Here is an 18,409-nt window from a genome sequence, read left to right as displayed (position 1 = left end):
CTTTCGCAATTGCGAAAGTATGAGACCGTCGTCACCACGGCACGCCGGACTGCCCGCAGACCGCTCCAGCGGTCACAATGACAGCGCGATGACGAACCCTGAACCGACGAAGGCGCAGCTCGAATCCGCCGCGGGCACCTTCGCCATGCTCTCCGCTCCGGTCCGGCTGCACCTGGTGTCGCTGGCCGCCCAAGGGGAGTACGACGTCGGCACCCTGGCGGACCGGGTCGGCGTCAGTATCGCCACCGCCAGCCAGCACCTCGGCAAGCTCCGCCTGGCGGGCATCATCACCGCCCGCCGCGAGGGCCGTCGGCACATCTACACCGTCGACGACCCGCACGTCCTGAACCTGGTCGACCAGATCTTCGAACACATCGCCCCCGACGGCACCCTGGCCCCCGACCCACCACGTCGCACCCGGCCGCCGCACACGGACTAGGCCCTGTCTGGTTATCCATCGCCTAAAGCACGTGCCGCAGGTAGCGCTCCGGCGCTTGCAGGTACGCCTTCCAGTTCTGTACGAGCTCCAGGTCGGACCACGTCGTACGCCGGATGCCCCACTCGCCCACCTCGAGGATGGTGGCGCCCGGCAAGGCTGCGATCACGGGTGAATGCGTCGCGCACAACACTTGCGAGCCGGACTCGGCCAGGCGTTGCAGTACGCCGACCACGGCCAGGCTGCTGGAGAACGAGAGGGCGGACTCGGGCTCGTCGAGGCAGTAGAAGCCCTGCCGGGTGAAGCGGTCGTTGATGAGGGTCAGGAAGCTCTCGCCGTGGCTCAGCTCATGGAAGACCGGGTCCGGTGGGCCGGAGGTCTTCGGGTTCTGCTCCAGGTACGTGTAGAAGCCGTGCATCGTCTCGGCGCGCAGGAAGAAACCCGCCCGCCTGGCGCCGACGCCGCGGGTGACCTGGAGGTCGTCGGCGAGGGACGACTCCGTGGCGCGGGTGCTGAGGCGGGCGCCGGTGGAGCCGCCCTCGGGTGACAGGCCGAAGGCGACGGCGATGGCCTCGACCAGCGTGGACTTGCCGGCGCCGTTCTCGCCGACCAGGAACGTGACGCCGGGGTCGAGGTCCAAGCCGTCGGTCAGTAGCTGGCGGACGGCCGGAATGGTGTGCGGCCAGCGGCCGGACGCGCGAATGCCCTCCGCCGCCGCGACCCGGCGTACGGGGTGCGTGGCGAAGGGCATCCACTCAGGTTAGGCCCTGTCCTAGTCGTCCTCGTCGTCCAGGCGGGCGAGCCAGGTGGCGAAGCGCTCGATCGGTGTCTCGAACTCCGGGTTCAGGTCGACGAACTCACGCAGTCGCTCGGCGACGAAGGCGAGGGAGACCTCTTCCTCGCCCCGGCGCTTCTCGAGCTCCTCGATCCCGCGGTCGGTGAAGTACACGTCAGCTGAACGCCTGCTTCAGCAGCGTCGCCTGCTCGGTGCCGTGGACACCGTGCGAGCCGACCGCCGGGGCGGACATGGCCGGCCGGGACACCCGGTAGAACGGCTTGCCGCCCAGGTGCTCGGTCAGGTTCAGCGCCATGAACGGCCACGGACCCTGGTTCGCCGGCTCGTCCTGCACCCAGCGGATCTCGGTCGCGTTCGGGTACTTCGCGAGCTCGGCGACGACCTCCTCCGCGGGCAGCGGGTAGAGCTGCTCGACCCGGAGGATCGCGGTGCTGATCTTGTCCGGCTCGACCTTCTTCCGCTCGGCGAGCAGGTCGTACACGATCCGGCCCGAGGCCAGGATGACCCGCTCGACGGCACCCGCGTTCGCCTCGGCCTCGGCGTCGCCGATGACCGGCCGGAAGGTGCCGTGGGTCAGCTCCTCCGGCCGCGACACCGCCTCCTTGCGCCGCAGCAGCTGCTTCGGCGTGAAGACGATCATCGGGACGTGCTCCTCGCCGAGCGTGTGCCGGCGGAGCAGGTGGAAGTACGACGCCGGGGTCGACGGCTGCGCGACGGTCATCGCGTCCTCGGCGCACAGCTGCAGGAACCGCTCGATCCGGGCCGAGGTGTGGTCCGGGCCCTGGCCCTCGTAGCCGTGCGGCAGCAGCAGTACGACGCCGGACTTCTGGCCCCACTTCGCCTCACCGGACGAGATGTACTCGTCGATGACCGACTGGGCGCCGTTCACGAAGTCGCCGAACTGCGCCTCCCAGAGCACCAGTGCCTCCGGCCGCGCCACGGAGTACCCGTACTCGAAGCCGAGCGCGGCGTACTCGCTGAGCAGCGAGTCGTAGACGTAGAAGTTGCCCTGGTTCTCCTCGTCCAGGTGCTGCAGCGGGACGTGGTCCTGCCCGTTGACCCGGTCGATGACGGCGGCGAACCGCTGCACGAACGTGCCGCGGCGGCTGTCCTGACCGGCCAGCCGGACTGGGCGCCCGTCGAGCAGCAGCGAGCCGAAAGCGGTGATCTCCGCGCTGGCCCAGTCGAGCGGGCCCTCGGTGATCGCGTGCGCCCGGCGCTGCAGCTGCGGCTGCACCTTCGGGTGCACGGTGAAGCCTTCCGGCAGCGTGGTGTACGCGTCAGCGATCTTCTTCAGCGTCTCGATGCTGATCGCGGTCGCGTCCGGGCCCTCCGGCTTGTCCGGGTACACCGGGACGGTGACGTACGGCGCCGGCGTGTCGGGCTCGTTCTTCGCGTCCCGGACCTCGGCGAACACCCGCTCCAAGCGCTGCTGGAAGTCCTGCATCGCCTGCTCGGCCTCTTCGATCGTGATGTCGCCACGACCGATCAGGGCCTCGGTGTAGAGCTTGCGGACCGAGCGCTTCTGCTCGATCAGGTCGTACATCAGCGGCTGGGTGAAGCTCGGGTCGTCACCCTCGTTGTGACCGCGGCGGCGGTAGCAGACCAGGTCGATGACGACGTCCTTGTTGAACGCCTGGCGGTACTCGAAGGCCAGGTCCGCGACCCGGATGCAGGCCTCGGGGTCGTCGCCGTTGACGTGGAAGATCGGCGCCTGCACCATCCGCGCGACGTCGGTGGAGTACATCGAGGAGCGGGACGAGGCCGGCGAGGTGGTGAAGCCGACCTGGTTGTTCACGATCACGTGGATCGTGCCGCCGGTGCGGTAGCCGCGCAGCTGGGACAGGTTCAGCGTCTCCGCCACCACGCCCTGGCCGGCGAAGGCCGCGTCACCGTGGACGAGCACCGGCAGTACCGGGAACGCGGCGCCGCGGTCCAGGATGTCCTGCTTGGCCCGGACGATGCCCTCGAGCACCGGGTCGACGGTCTCCAGGTGCGACGGGTTCGCCGCCACCGAGACCTTGATCTTGTCGCCGAACTCGGAGACGAACTCGCCCTCCGCGCCCAGGTGGTACTTGACGTCGCCGGAGCCCTGCACGGTCCGCGGGTCGATGTTGCCCTCGAACTCGCGGAAGATCTGGCCGTACGACTTGCCGACGATGTTCGCCAGCACGTTCAGCCGGCCGCGGTGCGCCATCCCGATCGCGACCTCGTCCAGCCCGGCGCCGGCCGCCTCCTCGCAGAGCTCGTCGAGCAGCGGGATCGTGGTCTCCGCGCCCTCGAGCGAGAACCGGCGCTGACCGACGTACTTGGTCTGCAGGAAGGTCTCGAACGCCTCGGCCTCGTTCAGCTTGGCCAGGATCCGCAGCTGCTCCTCGCGCGGCGGCTTGGTGTGCGGGCGCTCGACCCGCTCCTGGATCCACTTGCGCTGCTCGGGGTCCTGGATGTGCATGTACTCGATACCGGTGGTCCGGCAGTACGAGTCGCGGAGGATGCCGAGGATCTCGCGCAGCTTCATGAACCGCCGGTCGCCGCCGCCGAACGAGCCGGTGGCGAACTCGCGGTCCAGGTCCCACAGCGTCAGGCCGTGGGTGGCGACGTCCAGGTCCGGGTGGCTGCGCTGCTTGTACTCCAGCGGGTCGGTGTCGGCCATGATGTGGCCGCGCACCCGGAACGCGTGGATCAGCTCGAGGATCCGGGCCTGCTTGCTGATGTCCTCCTCGTGGCTGTGCGGGAGGTCGGCGGCCCAGCGGATCGGCTCGTAGGGGATCCGCAGCGACTGGAAGATCTCGTCGTAGAAGCCCTCGCCGCCGAGCAGCAGCTGGTGCAGCCGGCGCAGGAACTCACCCGACTGGGCGCCCTGGATGATCCGGTGGTCGTACGTCGAGGTCAGCGTCATCACCTTGCTGACCGCGAGCTTGGCCATCGTCTCGTCGGCGGCGCCCTGGTACTCCGGCGGGTACTCCATCGCGCCGACGCCGATGATGCAGCCCTGGCCGGTCATCAGCCGCGGCACCGAGTGCTGGGTGCCGATCGTGCCCGGGTTGGTCAGGCTGATCGTGGTGCCCTGGAAGTCCGGCAGCGCGAGCTTGTTGTCCCGGGCCCGGCGGACGATGTCCTCGTAGGCCATCCAGAAGTCCGCGAAGGTCATCTCCTCGGCGGCCTTGATCGACGGCACCAGCAGCTGCCGGGTGCCGTCCGGCTTCTGCATGTCGATGGCCAGGCCGAGGTTGATGTGCGCCGGGTGCACCAGGGTCGGCTTGCCGTCGGTCTCGTCGTACGACGCGTTCATGTCCGGCAGCGTCTTCAGGGCCTTGACCAGCGCCCAGCCGATCAGGTGCGTGAAGGACACCTTGCCGCCGCGGGCGCGCTTGAGGTGGTTGTTGATGACGATGCGGTTGTCGATCAGCAGCTTGACCGGCACCTGCCGCACGCTCGTCGCCGTGGGGACCGTGAGGCTGGTCTCCATGTTCTGAGCGGTCCGCGCCGGGGCTCCGCGCAGGATCAGCCGCTCGGCGTCCGAGCTGGTCGCGGGAGCGGGCTTGGGCTGGGCCTTGGGCGGCTGGTTCACCTTGCCTCCGGTCGGGGCGCCGGACTGGGCCGGAGCTTGCTTGGCCGCGGGCTGCTGCTGGGGTGCGGCCTGGGCAGCGGCCGGCGTCGGCGCGGAGGGCTGCTTCGCGGCGGTCGTCGCGGCGGGAGCGCTCGAGGCGGGCGCTGCGGCAGCGGTGCCGCGGCTCGGCGCCTCAGGGGTCTTGTTGTCGGACACCGCGTCCGGCCGGGGAGCGTCGGCCGGGGTGGTCGTCACCGGCGTCGCGTCACCTGGCTTGTACGTCTTGAAGAAGTCCAACCACGCCGGATCCACCGACTTCGGGTCCTGCAGGTACTTCTCGTACAACTCGTCGACCAGCCATTCGTTCGCACCGAAGGCTGCTAGGGGATTGGTGTCTGATGGCTCGGTGGCCACTTGGCAGTTCGCCTCTTCCGATTTCGGGTCCGGTACCACGGGTTGGTCATGCTGATGTTATGGGTGGTGCCCCAAGCAAAGGCTAATAGCACCCGGACCACTTCCACAGCCGGGGACCACCGGACCAGTGTGTCGAGTGGTCGGGCCCCGGCGAGCGGATCTGCCGACGCCTGAAACACTGCTGACAAAGGTGTTTCAGGCCACACGCCGTCCGCTCACGTCCGGCCGGAGCGGAGAGTGACGGCCGCGGTTGCGGGACGCCTTGCAGAGGTGGCTTTCCGGCGTTCGTCCGAGCTGTCCCGGGTAGGGTGGGCTGAGCGTGGCCGGCCACTGTATGCGGTTGTCCACTCGCGACCCGTGACGATCAGGACCGCGCAGAAGTGTGGTCAACGTCACGTGCGAAATCAGTCCAGTTGGGGATGATTGGCCTTCATCGGTTCGCGAGCCGCCGGACCAGCTTCAGCCCGGACCAGGTGCTGTCGATCGCGCAGACCTTCACGTCGACGACGCCGAGCGGGAGTGCGAGCTCGCGGATCCCGTTCTCGTCCAGGTCGGTGGGAACGCCGGACGAGCGCTTCGGCCACGCCGCCCAGATCATCCCCGCGGTCACGGTCCGCTCGAGCAGCACTGGGAGGCGCCGGGTGAGCCGGGCCCGGTCGGGGCAGAACATCAGCACGACGTCGTACGACGTCCGGGTGGGCCGGCGCGCGACCGACGTACCGGCCGGGAGCCCGTCGAGGACGAAACCGGCCGGCGCGTTGTCGAGCAGGACCAGGTGCTCCGCCTTGATCCCGAGCTTGGCAGCCAGCGGCTTGCCGGAGTAACCGGGCGTCGCGCTCATGCCGGGATGGTAGCCAGGCCGGCCGCCGGAACCGGGTGAACCGCCCCCTGCGAGGGCATACTGACGAAATGGCGTTGACGGATGAGGCGATCGTCAAGATCAAGGGGATGATCACCTCGGGGGAACTGGGACCCGGCGACCGGCTGCCGAAGGAGGCGGATCTCGCCGCCCGGCTGGGGCTGTCGCGGAACTCGCTGCGGGAAGCGGTGAAGGCACTGACGCTCGTCAACGTGCTGGACGTCCGGCACGGCGACGGCACGTACGTGACGAGTCTCGACTCGGCGCACCTGCTGGACGCGCTGAACTTCATGGTCGACCTGCACCGCGACGACTCGGTGCTGCAGTTCTTCGAGGTACGGCGGTTGCTCGAGCCCGGTGTCGCCGCGCTGGCCGCGACCCGGATCACCGCGGAGCAGGTCACCGAGCTGCGACTGCTGACCAGCGATCTGGCGCCGGACGCCTCGGTCGAGGAACTGGTGGCGAACGACCTGCAGTTCCATCGTGGGATCGCCGAGGCGACCGGCAACCAGGTGGTCTGCTCGCTGCTGGACGGCATCTCCGGCGCGACCCAGCGGGCCCGGATCTGGCGCGGCGTCACCCAGGCCGGCGCGGTCGAACGCACGCTGGCCGAACACGCCGCGATCCTGGACGCGATCGAGATCCGCGACGCCGAGGCCGCCCGCGCCTGGATGACCGCCCACATCGCTGGCGTCGAGACCTGGTTGCGCAAGGCGCCATGACCGGCGAGCCGCCGCCGCCGCCGCGCAGCGCGTTGACGCTGCGCATCGTGCTGGCGGCCTTCGGCCTGTGCCTGTGGCTCGCGGCGACCGTCCTCGCCGCCGTCTTCGAGCTGCCGACCGGGTGGGTGGTCGCGTTCGCCGCGCTCGCGGTGGTCGCCGCCGTCGACCTGCTGATCGTTGCCCGGCGCAAGCTTCACGAAAACGGTTGATCGCGGCGGCCGGCCGCCCGTATCCTGGCAGGCGTCCCATTCCCGGCGTCAGGGGTCCGCGTTGTAACTCCGAGGTCTTTCTTCAGTCGATCGATCGCCACCTGTTCCGGTGCGCGGTCTCGTCCGAGACCTCGTTGGGAGTGCAACGCTCATGAGTTTTTCCCTGTCCTGTACCGATCTTTTCTTCGCCTGGCCCGACGGCGAGGTGCTGTTCGACGGCCTGACGTTCGTCGCCGGGCCGGTCCGTTCCGGCCTGGTCGGCCGCAACGGCGCCGGCAAGTCGACGCTGCTCCGGCTGATCGCCGGCCGGCTCACCCCGCAGCGCGGGGCGATCCGCGTCAGCGGCGAGCTCGGGTACCTGCCGCAGGACCTGACCCTCGACACGTCGTTGCGGGTCGACCAGGCCCTCGGCATCGACGCCGTCCGGCGCGCGATCACCGCGATCGAGTCGGGTGACGCCTCCGAGGAGAACTTCGCGGCCGTCGGCGACGAGTGGGACGTCGACGAGCGCGCGGAGGCGCTGCTCGGCAAGCTCGGCCTCGGTGCGATCGGCCTCGACCGCAGCGTCGGCGAGTTGTCCGGCGGCGAGACCATCCTGCTCGGGCTCGCGGCCGAGTTGCTGCGGCGTCCCGACGTCCTGCTGCTGGACGAGCCGACCAACAACCTCGACCTGCGGGCGCGGCGGCACCTGTACGACGCCGTCGACCAGTTCCGCGGAGCGTTGCTGATCGTCAGCCACGACCGGGAGTTGCTGGACCGCGTCGACCAGATCGGCGACCTGCGGAAGGGCGAGGTCACCTGGTACGGCGGGAACCTGACCGCCTACGAGGAGGCCGTCGCCGTCGAGCAGGAAGCCGCCGAGCGGATGCTGCGCGCGGCGGAGGCCGACGTACGGAAGCAGAAGAAGGATCTGGTCGAGGCGCGGATGAAGATGGACCAGCGCCGCGCCCGGGGGCAACGCGCCTTCGAGCAGGGCGGCATCCCGAAGATCGTCGCCGGTGGGCTGAAGCGGGCTGCGCAGGTGTCGGCCGGCAAGCATCTCGGGAAGCAGTCCGAGCGGCTCGAGTCGGCGCAGGAGGCACTGGCCGACGCGGAGGAGAAGGTCCACGACGACGACACCATCCGGGTCGACCTGCCGAAGACCGCCGTGCCCGCGGGCCGTGTCGTGCTGCGGCTGGAGGACCACGTCCTGCGGACCGGGGCGCACGTCGACCTGGAGATCCGCGGTCCGGAGCGGATCGCGCTGACCGGGCCGAACGGCGCCGGGAAGACGACGCTGCTGCAGTCGATCGTGACGGGGGAGTTGCCGGCGGTTCCGTTCCGGTACCTGCCGCAGCGGCTCGATCTGCTCCGCGACGACCTGTCGATCGTGGACAACCTCGCGCTGCTGGCGCCGAGCACGGAGAACCAGGCGCGGCGGGCGCGGCTGGCGCGGTTCCTGTTCCGTGGCCGGGCGGCGGATCAGTTGGTCCGGACGTTGTCCGGTGGTGAGCGGTTCCGGGCGACGCTGGCGGCGTTGTTGCTGGCGGAGCCGCCGCCGCAGTTGCTGATGCTGGACGAGCCGACGAACAACCTGGACCTGTCCAGCGTGGGGCAGCTGCGAGATGCGCTGGCGTCGTACAACGGAGCGTTGGTCATCGCGAGCCACGATGTGCCCTTCCTGCGGGAGATCGGGATCACCCGGTGGGTCGAGCTGACGCCCGAGAGCCTGACCGACATCGATCCGCTGTAGGAGTCCCGTCCTCGCCCCGTCACCCGGCTTCGGTGGGTGGCGGGGCGAACTTCTTGTGCGCCGGCGGGAATAGCGCATGCGGGTGCCCGGTTGCTGTCTGATACCCCATGGGGGTATGTTGGTCGGCATCGAGGACGGAGAGGGCACGATGAACGAGCACCACGACCACACCGGGCACGCCGAGCACACCGCTCACACAGCTCACACAGAGCACGATGAGCACGCTGGGCACGATGAGCACGATGAGCACGATGAGCACGCTGGGCACGAGATGCACGGCGGGCAGGCGGCGCACGGCGGGCACGGGGGTCATGCAGGGCACGGGGATCATGCGGCGCAGTTCAAGGACCGGTTCTGGATCAGTCTCGCGCTGGCTGTGCCGGTGGTGTTCTTCAGCGAGATGTTCGCCGACCTGCTCGGCTACATGCCGCCGGACTTCCCCGGGTCGGGGCTGATCGCGCCGGTGCTCGGCACGGTGATCTTCGTGTACGGCGGGCGCCCGTTCCTCACCGGCGGCTGGAGCGAGCTGAGGTCGCGGCAGCCCGGGATGATGCTGCTGATCTCGATGGCGATCACGGTCGCGTTCGTCGCCTCCTGGGTGACCACGCTGAAGCTCGGCGGCTTCGACCTGGACTTCTGGTGGGAGCTCGCGCTGCTGATCGTGATCATGCTGCTCGGGCACTGGCTGGAGATGCGTGCTCTCGGCGCGGCCTCCGGTGCGCTGGACGCGTTGGCCGCGCTGCTCCCGGACTCGGCCGAGAAGGTGACCGACGACGGGGTCGTCGAAGTGTCGCTGCACGAGCTGCAGGCCGGCGACGTCGTCCTGGTGCGCTCCGGTGGACGCGTACCGGCGGACGGAACCGTGGTCGAGGGTCAGGCCGAGGTCGACGAGTCGATGATCACCGGGGAGTCGCGGCCGGTGTCGCGCGCCGTCGGTGACGCGGTCGTCGCCGGAACCGTTGCCACCGACAACGCTCTGCGGGTCGAGATCACCGCGGTCGGCGACGACACCGCGCTGGCCGGCATCCAGCGGCTGGTCGCCGAGGCGCAGGCCTCGTCGTCGCGCGCGCAGGCTCTCGCCGACCGTGCCGCGGCGTTCCTCTTCTACTTCGCGTCGATCGCCGGTGTGATCACGTTCCTGGTCTGGACGTTGCTGGGCGAGCTCAACGAGGCCGTCACCCGAACCGTGACCGTGCTGGTGATCGCCTGCCCGCACGCCCTCGGGCTGGCCATCCCGCTGGTGATCGCGATCTCGACGGAGCGTGCCGCGAAGGCCGGCGTCCTGGTGAAGAACCGGTTGGCGCTGGAGCGGATGCGGACGATCGACGCGGTGCTGTTCGACAAGACCGGCACGTTGACGAAGGGCGAGCCGGCCGTCACCGGCGTGGCCACCGTCGAGACGGTCTCGCAGGACGAGTTGCTGGCGCTGGCCGCCGCGGTCGAGGCCGACAGCGAGCACCCGCTGGCCAAGGCGATCGTCAGGGCGCACGCGGCCCAGGCCGCCGGCGCGCGAGCCGGTGGGGGAGCCGCAGGAGTTTCCGGAGACAACGGAAAGCTCGTTGCCACGGACTTCCGGTCGCTGACCGGGCGCGGCGTCCAGGCCGTGGTGGACGGATCCGAGGTCGCCGTCGGCGGACCGGCGTACCTGCGGGAGAACGGCCTGGCCGAGCCGGACGGGCTGGAGTCCGAGGTCGCGGGCTGGAAGGACCGCGGGGCCGCGGTGCTGCACGTGGTCCGCGACGGCGAGGTGCTCGGCGCGATCGCGCTCGAGGACGAGGTCCGGGAGGAGTCCCGGCAGGCGGTCGCCGCGCTGCACCGGCGCGGTGTGAAGGTCGCGATGATCACCGGCGACGCGCACCAGGTCGCCGAGGCGGTCGCGAAGGAGCTCGGCATCGACGAGGTGTTCGCCGAGGTCCTGCCGCAGGACAAGGACGCCAAGGTCGCCGAGCTGCAGGCGCGTGGGCTGAAGGTGGCGATGGTCGGTGACGGGGTGAACGACGCCCCGGCCCTGGCGCGCGCCGAGGTCGGGATCGCGATCGGCGCCGGTACCGATGTCGCGATCGAGTCCGCCGGTGTCGTGCTCGCCGCCGACGACCCGCGGGCGGTGCTTTCGGTGATCGAGCTGTCGCGGGCCAGCTACCGCAAGATGTGGCAGAACCTGGTCTGGGCCACCGGCTACAACGTGATCACCGTGCCGCTCGCCGCGGGCGTGCTCGCCTTCGCGGGAGTCGTCGTGTCGCCGGCCGCCGGTGCGCTGCTGATGTCGATCTCCACCATCGTCGTCGCCCTCAACGCGCAGTTGCTCCGCCGCCTCGACCTCTCACCCACGAAGCTGGCCGCGTAGCCCGTCCACGGTGACACGCACCAGGCGTCGTACCGCCGCTTTCGACGGTACGGCGCCTGCTGCTTGCAGTGCATGAACGCAGTACGTCGCCAGCTCCTTCGGCGGTACGTCGTCGCGCACGGCACCGAGCCGCTCGGCGATGAAGCTGACGAGGTGCTCGCGCGCGTGATTGACGTGCGCCGAACGGTGGAGCGAGGCGGCGGGCTCGGACGGCGGGTGCTCGTGGCAGATGAACGCATACGCCTCCAGTACGTCCTCGATGCGGTGGGTCCGCTCCCAGGTCTCGTCCAGTTGCCGGAGATGGTCCGCAACCTGGCGCTGGTGCCAGGCGGTCAGGATCGCGTCGACGTCCGCGAAGTACTTGTAGAGCGTCGCGCGCCCGATCGCGGACCGCTGGGCGACCTCGGCCATCGTCACCCCGGTCAGCCCGCGCTCGGCGACCAGGGCGGCGGTCGCATCGAGCACCGCCGTCCGCACCGCCTCCCGATGGCTGGCGATGCTGTCGTTCCACAACTTCGGCATGCCGTGATTCTATCCGGACGACCTGCCTATCATCGAGACACACTGTCTCGAAAAAGGAGCTGCCGATGCCTGCCCTCGAAGCACACCTCGACACCGAGCGCGCCGAGCGGTACCTGACCCAGCTGACCAGTCACCTGTCGCACGGCCCGGGCGGGCTGACGGTGCTGTCCGCGGCGGCGACCGAGCTCGTCATCGACCTCGGCACCGCAACCTGGACGATCCGCTCCACGCCCGGCCAACTCGTCCTGCTCCTGCACGCCGACGACCCCGCCGACCTCGAGCAGCAGAGCGCCCGCGTGGCACACCGCATCGAGCAGATCGCCCACCGGGACGGCCTGCAGGTCAACTGGCAACCGACCTGATCAAGGGGCCGGACCACGCTCGGCGACCCGGGCCCCCTGTCTCAGTCCAACCAGCCGGGCCGGTGCGTCAGGCGGCGGGGAGCCGTCCCAGTAGCCGCTGCATGGTGGCGATTTCCGTGGTCTGGGTGGTTTGGATCTTCTTGGCGAGGGCGATCGACGCGCCGTCCTGGCCGGTGGTCTGTTCGGTCTCGGCCATCGTGATCGCGCCTTGGTGGTGCTTGATCATCATGTCGACCCACAGACGGTCGAACCTGCTGCCGGTCGCTCGGTCGAGGTCGTCCATCTCCTGAGGGCTCATCATGCCGGTCATCGTGTGACCTGCATGCTCGCCCGGCGTCGGCACCGGCTTGCCCCAGCCCTTCAGCCACCCGGACAGTTGCTCGATCTCCGGTGACTGGGCGGCCTTGATCGCGGTCGCGAGGGTCTTGACCTCCGCGGTCGTGGCCTTCCGCAACGCCAGGTCGGCCATCGACACGGCCTGCTGGTGGTGCGGGATCATCTGCGTCGCGAACGCGACATCCGCGTCGTTGAACGCGGTCGCCGGGGCGCTGCTCGGGCTGGTCGCCGGGATCGGCTCGCCGCAGCCGGCCAGGCCGAAGACTGCGGTGAGGAGGGCGGCCGAGGCCGCGGTGGTGCGGTAGACGTGCGTCATCACATTCCTTGGTTCGTCGAGACAGAGTGGGTACGGCGGAAGTAGGCGCACGTCGGCCTATATGCGCAGTACACCCAACGACGACGGCGTCAGCCGGAGCGAGAACCGTTCACCCACCACGTGCCGCGCCACCGCGAAGGGCGTGCGAATCACCCGCCAGGCCAGCAGGCTCCGCAGACCCAGCAGCAGCGCGAGCAGCAGCACCAGCCCGGTGAGCACAGCCATGCAGGCCCCGCCCATGCCATGCTCCTCGTCTGCCGGAGAGACGTGGACCGCAACCAGGTCAGCGTCCAGCACCGGCGATGCGGTGTGCGTCATGGCCGGCCCGGGTATCGCCGTCATCGGGTCGTGGTGAGAGGTCAAGCCGTGCATGGCGAAGACGCCGGCGACTACTGTGAGTACGCCGAGCAACCGCAGCATGCGACCGGCCATCGCGACAAGGGTAGCGAGGTGGGCCGGTTGCACAGTCAGCGCCCACGGGGTGTGCATTCTCCACGGTGAGTACCAGGGATGCCCGTCGTACGTTCGGTGAAATCCCAGGGCTGGAGGTTTCGATGGGCGGTACATCTGTAGGTGCGGACGACTACGCGCTCGCCCGGGTCCCCGAGCATGCGCGGTACTCCTGGTGGTCGGTCGCGACCCAGCGCTTCGGGCAGATCTCGGCGCTCAGCCAGTTCCTGCTCGGCGCGACGCTCGGGTTCGGCATGAGTTTCTGGGACGCGTTCTGGGCGCTCACGCTCGGCGCGGTGATCCTCGAGCTGGTGGCGATCCTGATCGGCGTGATCGGCACCCGCGAGGGCCTGCAGACGTCGGTGATCGCGCGCTGGACCGGCTTCGGCCAGGCCGGCTCGTCGCTGATCGGGCTGGCGATCGGGATCAGCCTGATCGGCTGGTTCGGGATCCAGTCCGCGGTGTCCGCGGCCGGGCTGAGCCAGCTGATCGGCGTCCTGCCGACGTGGGGCTGGTCGCTCGTGTTCGGTCTCGCGGTGACGCTCGTCGTGCTGCGGGGCTTCCACTCGATGGCCTGGGTCGCGTACGTGACCGTCCCGGCCTTCCTGCTGCTGGTCGGCTGGTCGATCATCAGCGAACTGTCCGACCACAGCCTCGGCTCGCTGGTCAACGCCGCACCGGCCGGTCCGCACCTGAGTCTGCTGGAGGGTACGACGCTGGTCGCCGGCGGATTCATCGTCGGAGCGGTGATCACGCCGGACATGACCCGCTACAACCGGACGGTCGGCGACGTGGTGAAGCAGACCGTGCTCGGCATCACCCTCGGCGAGTACGTGATCGGTCTGGTCGGCGTCCTGCTGGCGCACGCGATCGGCTCGGCGAACGTGGTCACCATCGTCACCTCGTCGGTCGGCTGGGTCGGCACGCTGGTGATCATCCTCGGCACGATCAAGATCAACGACTGGAACCTCTACAGCTCCGGCCTCGGTGTCGTGAACTTCATCGGCACCGTCTTCGGCCGGCACGTCAACCGGGCCGCCGTCACGCTGGTGGTCGGCGTGCTCGGCAGCGTACTCGCGGCCGGCGGGATCCTGGACAAGTTCACCGACTTCCTGATCCTGCTCGGCGTCGCGTTCCCGCCGATCGCCGGGATCATGGTCGCGGAGTACTTCGTGGTGAAGCGCTGGCGCCCCGACCTGGACGCGTCCCGGGCGAGCGGCGCGCTGCCCGCGACCGCGCCGACCTGGGTGCCGGCCACGATCGTGATCTGGATCGGCGCCGCGCTGATCGGCAAATACGTCGCGTGGGGCCTGCCGAGCATCAACTCGCTCGTGGTCGGCTTCCTGGCGTACGTCGTCGCCGGCAAGCTCGGCCTGATCCGCGGCGTCGGCACCAGCCGCACGATGGACAGCGAGCCCGCCACCGCCACCGCCGTACCCGCGACAAGCTGAGAGGAATCGCAGATGCGCATCGGTATCGATGTCGGTGGCACCAACACCGACGCCGTGCTGCTGGACGGCACCACCGTGCTGGCGGCCAACAAGTCCGCGACGAGTGCGGACGTGACCGCCGGCATCATCGACACGCTGGACCGGCTGCAGGCGGAGCGATCCTTCGACCCCGCACAGGTGCAGGCCGTGATGATCGGCACGACCCACTTCATCAACGCGCTGGTCGAAGCCAGGCGGCTGGCGCCGACCGCGGCGCTGCGGCTCGGGCTGCCCGCCACCGCATCGCTGCCGCCGCTGGTCGACTGGCCCGAGCGGCTGGTCGAGGCGATCAGCGGCCGCAGCTACCTGGCGCACGGCGGTCACGAGTTCGACGGCCGGCACATCGCCGAGCTGGACGCGGACGAGCTGCGCCGGCACGCGGGCGACATGGTGAACCACGGCGTCCGGTCGGTGGCGATCTCGTCGGTGTTCTCGCCGGTCAGCAACGAGTTCGAGCTGCGCGCGGCCGAGATCCTGCGGTCCGAGCTCGGCGACGACGTGGCGATCTCGCTGTCGCACGAGATCGGCCGGATCGGGCTGCTGGAGCGGGAGAACGCGACCATCATCAACGCGGCGCTGCGCGAGCTGGCCGCTTCGATCGTCGATGGACTGGCCAGCGCCGTCGCGGGTCACGGCATCTCCGCACCGCTGTACCTGAGCCAGAACGACGGCACGCTGATGGACGTCGACTTCGCCCGCCGGTACCCGGTGGCCACGTTCGCGTCCGGGCCGACCAACTCGATGCGCGGCGCCGCGCTGCTGTCCGGTCTCGACACGTGCGCGGTCGTCGACGTCGGCGGTACGACGAGTGACGTGGGTGTCCTGACGCACGGCTTCCCGCGGGAGGCGACGACCGAGGTCGACGTGGCCGGCGTCCGGACCAACTTCCGGATGCCCGACGTGCTCAGCATCGGGATCGGCGGCGGCAGCTTGGTGGCCGACGGCGGCGACCAGGTGACGGTCGGACCGCGATCGGTCGGGTACCGGCTGACCGAGGAGGCGCTGGTCTTCGGCGGCCGGACGGTGACCGCGACGGACATCGCGGTGGCGGCCGGGCGCGCCGAGGTCGGGGATCCGAGCGCGGTCGCCGATCTCGACCCGACGCTGGTGAAGGCCGCGCTCGCCCGGGTCGCGGCGGACATCGCGGACGCGGTCGAGCGGATGCGGACGTCGCCGGACCCGTTGCCGGTGGTGGCGGTCGGCGGCGGCTCGATCCTGCTCCCGGACGACCTGCCGGGCAGCCTCGCCGTGCACCGGCCGGACAACTTCGCGGTCGCGAACGCGATCGGCGCCGCGATCGCGCAGGTCGGCGGCGAGGTCGACCGGGTGTACGCGATCGACCCGGGCCGCCGGGACGCCGTGGTGGACGAGGCGCGGCAGGAGGCGGTCGACCGCGCGATCGCGGCGGGCGCCGACCCGGCAGCGGTGCGGATCGTCGACTTCGACGAGGTCCCGATCCCGTACCTGCCCGGCAACGCCACCCGCATCCGCTGCAAGGCGGTCGGCGACCTCCGTCTGGGGGAGACCCGATGAGGGCGGATCTGCAGGCCATCACCATCGAGCGGTGCCCGAGCACTCCCGCGGGACGCGCGGCCGGATCCGTGATTGTGACGGGCCTGGGATCCGGAGTGGAGTGGTGGCGATGAAGCTGCGGGCCGAGGATCTGGGCGCGTTGGCCCGGGGCGCTGCCGTGCTCGGCACCGGCGGGGGCGGGGATCCGCACATCGGGCGGTTGCTGGCACAGCAGGCGTTGCGGGAGCACGGGCCTGTGGAGATCGTTGCCGTCGGCGACCTTCCCGACGACGCCTGCGTGCTGCCGGTGGCGATGATGGGCGCGCCGACGGTGATGGTGGAGAAGCTGCCGTCGGCGGACCAGATCTCGGTCGCCGTGCAGACCCTGGCGAAGTACGTCGGGAAGACGCCGACCCACCTGGCCTGTATCGAGGCCGGCGGGGTCAACTCGACCGTCCCGGTGATCGCGGCCGCGCAGCTCGGGCTGCCGCTGGTCGACGGCGACGGGATGGGCCGCGCATTCCCCGAGCTGCAGATGGTGCTGCCGACGCTGGCCGGTATCGAGGCGACGCCGATGTCGATCGTGGACGAGAAAGGCAACCGCGGCGTCTTCGACACGATCAGCAACGAGTGGGCCGAACGGCTGGCCCGCTCGGCGACCGTCGACATGGGCTGCTCCGCGATCGTGTCGCTGTACGCGATGACCGGCGCGGACGTCCGTGGTTCGTTCGTCGCCGGCACGCTGAGCAAGTGCGTGACGATCGGGCGCGCGATCGAGCAGGCACAGCGGGCCCACACCGATCCGGTCGCGGCGGTGGTGGACGAGCTGGGCGGCCGGCTCCTGCACGTGGGCAAGGTCGTCGACGTGCAACGCCGTACGACGACCGGCTTCGCGCGCGGTGACGCGGCCGTCGACGGACTGGACGCCTCGCACGGCCGGCTGCTGGTGCTGCGCTTCCAGAACGAGCACCTGGTCGCGGAGCTCGACGGTACGGCGATGGCGACGACGCCGGACCTGATCATCGTGCTGGACACCGAGTCCGGCGAGCCGATCACCACCGAGGCGCTGCGCTACGGCCACCGGGTCAGCGTGCTCGCGGCCCCGGCCGACGAACGCTGGCACTCCCCGGAGGGCATCGAGCTGGTCGGTCCGCGGTACTTCGGCTACGACCTCGACCCGATCCGCGCGCTGGAGGCGGTATGAGCTGGCAGCTGGGTGTCGAGCACCTGCGGGATCTCGCCCGTGGGGCGGCGATCCTCGGGACCGGCGGTGGCGGCGACCCGCTGATCGGGCGGCTGCTCGTCGAGCAGGCGATCCGCGAGCACGGCCCGATCACCGTTCTCGACCCGGACGAGCTGGCCGACGACGCGTTCGTGATCCCGACCGCGCAGATGGGCGCGCCGACCGTCATCGTCGAGAAGATCCCGCGCGGCAGCGAACCGGTCGGTGCGCTGCGCGCGCTGGAGAAGCACCTGGGCCGGCGCGCCGACGCGACGATGCCGATCGAGTGCGGCGGCATCAACTCGATGATCCCGTTGCTGGTCGCCGCCCGCACCGGGTTGCCGGTGGTCGACGCGGACGGGATGGGGCGCGCGTTCCCCGAGCTGCAGATGGAGACGTTCTCGGTGTACGGCGTCCCGGGCTCGCCGATGGCGATCGCCGGGGAGCACGACGAGACCGTGGTGATCGACACCGGCCATGACAACCGGCAGATGGAGTGGCTGGCGCGCGGCATCACCATCCGGCTCGGCGGCGTCGCGCACATCGCGGAGTACTCGATGACGGGCGCCGAGGTGAAGCGGACCGCCGTACCGCGGACGCTTTCGCTCGGGCTGTCGATCGGCCGGGCGGTCCGGGAGGCGCGGGCGGCGCACGAAGACCCGATCGAGGCTGTGAGAGCAGCACTTGCCCCGACGCTCTACAACCACCTGCGGGTGCTGTTCCGCGGGAAGGTCGTCGACGTCGAGCGCCGTACCGTCGAGGGCTTCGCGCGCGGACGGGCCCGCTTCACCTCGTACGACGGAGCGTCGCGGCTCGAGCTGCGCTTCCAGAACGAGAATCTGGTTGCCGACGTCGACGGCGAGGTGGTGTGCACGGTGCCGGACCTGGTCTGCGTGCTGGAGGCGGACACCGCGGAGCCGATCACCACCGAAGGCCTGCGCTACGGCCAGCGCGTCACCGTGGTCGGCATCTCCACGCCGGAGTTGATGCGCACCCCCGAGGCGCTGGCCGTGTTCGGGCCGTCCTGCTTCGGGCTGGACGTCACGTTCAGCCCTGTCGAGCGCCGCGCGGAGGCGCTCGTCCTCTGACCCTCGGCCCGCCGTGCTGACCCCTCCGCGGCGGGCCGGGGTTCCACCG

At 70.2% G+C, this 18,409-nt stretch carries 18 protein-coding genes; 10 read left to right on the top strand and 8 right to left on the bottom strand.

Annotated features, from left to right (window positions below):
- Positions 1–88 precede the first annotated feature (88 nt).
- A complete protein-coding gene (locus tag AB0L64_RS33390) occupies positions 89–439 on the top strand; it encodes a metalloregulator ArsR/SmtB family transcription factor (RefSeq protein WP_359925220.1) in 351 nt (116 codons plus the stop codon).
- A gap of 22 nt (positions 440–461) precedes the next feature.
- Here AB0L64_RS33390 and AB0L64_RS33385 read toward each other — a convergent pair whose 3' ends face one another.
- The 4 genes from AB0L64_RS33385 to AB0L64_RS33370 form a co-directional block, all read right to left on the bottom strand.
- The gene (locus AB0L64_RS33385) at positions 462–1,187 is read right to left on the bottom strand and encodes an AAA family ATPase (RefSeq protein ID WP_363716706.1); all 726 of its coding nucleotides are present in this window, start codon (positions 1,185–1,187) and stop codon (positions 462–464) included.
- Positions 1,188–1,208: 21 nt separating this feature from the next.
- Positions 1,209–1,385, bottom strand: a complete 177-nt coding sequence (locus AB0L64_RS33380; protein WP_355476126.1) for a DUF6104 family protein — start codon at positions 1,383–1,385, stop codon at positions 1,209–1,211.
- 1 nt (position 1,386) lies between these two features.
- Positions 1,387–5,196 carry a multifunctional oxoglutarate decarboxylase/oxoglutarate dehydrogenase thiamine pyrophosphate-binding subunit/dihydrolipoyllysine-residue succinyltransferase subunit gene (locus tag AB0L64_RS33375; RefSeq protein ID WP_363716703.1) on the bottom strand — a complete coding sequence of 1,270 codons (3,810 nt, stop codon included), beginning with the start codon at positions 5,194–5,196 and terminating at the stop codon, positions 1,387–1,389.
- Positions 5,197–5,626: 430 nt separating this feature from the next.
- Positions 5,627–6,037, bottom strand: a complete 411-nt coding sequence (locus tag AB0L64_RS33370; RefSeq protein ID WP_363716701.1) for a DUF3052 domain-containing protein — start codon at positions 6,035–6,037, stop codon at positions 5,627–5,629.
- Between the two features lie 68 nt (positions 6,038–6,105).
- Between AB0L64_RS33370 and AB0L64_RS33365 the strand changes: the two genes are divergently transcribed.
- From AB0L64_RS33365 to AB0L64_RS33355, 3 genes are all read left to right on the top strand, one after another.
- Positions 6,106–6,777: a FadR/GntR family transcriptional regulator gene (locus tag AB0L64_RS33365; protein WP_355698868.1), complete on the top strand. Its 672-nt coding sequence runs from the start codon at positions 6,106–6,108 to the stop codon at positions 6,775–6,777.
- Complete coding sequence (locus AB0L64_RS33360) at positions 6,774–6,986, top strand: DUF6343 family protein (RefSeq protein WP_363716698.1); 213 nt, start codon at positions 6,774–6,776, stop codon at positions 6,984–6,986. The genes AB0L64_RS33365 and AB0L64_RS33360 overlap by 4 nt, the downstream gene beginning before the upstream one ends.
- A 151-nt stretch (positions 6,987–7,137) precedes the next feature.
- On the top strand, positions 7,138–8,718 hold the full coding sequence (locus AB0L64_RS33355) for an ATP-binding cassette domain-containing protein (protein WP_363716696.1): 1,581 nt from the start codon (positions 7,138–7,140) through the stop codon (positions 8,716–8,718).
- Between the two features lie 19 nt (positions 8,719–8,737).
- Here the strand turns inward: AB0L64_RS33355 and AB0L64_RS33350 are convergent, their stop codons facing one another.
- A complete protein-coding gene (locus AB0L64_RS33350; RefSeq protein ID WP_363716694.1) occupies positions 8,738–8,977 on the bottom strand; it encodes a hypothetical protein in 240 nt (79 codons plus the stop codon).
- Between the two features lie 12 nt (positions 8,978–8,989).
- Between AB0L64_RS33350 and AB0L64_RS33345 the strand changes: the two genes are divergently transcribed.
- Positions 8,990–11,062, top strand: a complete 2,073-nt coding sequence (locus AB0L64_RS33345; protein WP_363716692.1) for a heavy metal translocating P-type ATPase — start codon at positions 8,990–8,992, stop codon at positions 11,060–11,062.
- On the opposite strand, the gene AB0L64_RS33340 is transcribed toward AB0L64_RS33345, so the two are convergent.
- Positions 11,039–11,584, bottom strand: a complete 546-nt coding sequence (locus tag AB0L64_RS33340) for a helix-turn-helix domain-containing protein (RefSeq protein WP_363716690.1) — start codon at positions 11,582–11,584, stop codon at positions 11,039–11,041. The genes AB0L64_RS33345 and AB0L64_RS33340 overlap by 24 nt on opposite strands.
- Before the next feature lie 65 nt (positions 11,585–11,649).
- On the opposite strand from AB0L64_RS33340, the gene AB0L64_RS33335 reads away from it, so the two are divergent.
- Complete coding sequence (locus AB0L64_RS33335) at positions 11,650–11,946, top strand: DUF2218 domain-containing protein (RefSeq protein WP_363716688.1); 297 nt, start codon at positions 11,650–11,652, stop codon at positions 11,944–11,946.
- Between the two features lie 67 nt (positions 11,947–12,013).
- Here AB0L64_RS33335 and AB0L64_RS33330 read toward each other — a convergent pair whose 3' ends face one another.
- On the bottom strand, positions 12,014–12,598 hold the full coding sequence (locus AB0L64_RS33330) for a DUF305 domain-containing protein (RefSeq protein ID WP_363716686.1): 585 nt from the start codon (positions 12,596–12,598) through the stop codon (positions 12,014–12,016).
- 57 nt (positions 12,599–12,655) lie between these two features.
- Positions 12,656–13,030: a hypothetical protein gene (locus AB0L64_RS33325; protein ID WP_363716684.1), complete on the bottom strand. Its 375-nt coding sequence runs from the start codon at positions 13,028–13,030 to the stop codon at positions 12,656–12,658.
- 122 nt (positions 13,031–13,152) lie between these two features.
- Here AB0L64_RS33325 and AB0L64_RS33320 point away from each other — a divergent pair, with 122 nt between their 5' ends.
- The 4 genes from AB0L64_RS33320 (at position 13,153) to AB0L64_RS33305 (ending at position 18,360) form a co-directional block, all read left to right on the top strand.
- A complete protein-coding gene (locus AB0L64_RS33320; protein WP_363716682.1) occupies positions 13,153–14,499 on the top strand; it encodes a cytosine permease in 1,347 nt (448 codons plus the stop codon).
- A 12-nt stretch (positions 14,500–14,511) separates the two neighbouring features.
- Complete coding sequence (locus AB0L64_RS33315; RefSeq protein ID WP_363716680.1) at positions 14,512–16,071, top strand: hydantoinase/oxoprolinase family protein; 1,560 nt, start codon at positions 14,512–14,514, stop codon at positions 16,069–16,071.
- A gap of 109 nt (positions 16,072–16,180) precedes the next feature.
- Positions 16,181–17,254, top strand: a complete 1,074-nt coding sequence (locus AB0L64_RS33310) for a DUF917 domain-containing protein (protein WP_363716678.1) — start codon at positions 16,181–16,183, stop codon at positions 17,252–17,254.
- Positions 17,251–18,360, top strand: a complete 1,110-nt coding sequence (locus tag AB0L64_RS33305) for a DUF917 domain-containing protein (protein ID WP_363716676.1) — start codon at positions 17,251–17,253, stop codon at positions 18,358–18,360. The genes AB0L64_RS33310 and AB0L64_RS33305 overlap by 4 nt, the downstream gene beginning before the upstream one ends.
- Positions 18,361–18,409 lie beyond the last annotated feature (49 nt).

The organism is Kribbella sp. NPDC051936, assembly GCF_040680955.1.
Classification (GTDB): Bacteria; Actinomycetota; Actinomycetes; order Propionibacteriales; family Kribbellaceae; genus Kribbella.
The sequence above is the reverse complement of the archived record's forward strand: the minus strand, read 5'-3'. Positions and strand labels throughout refer to the sequence as shown.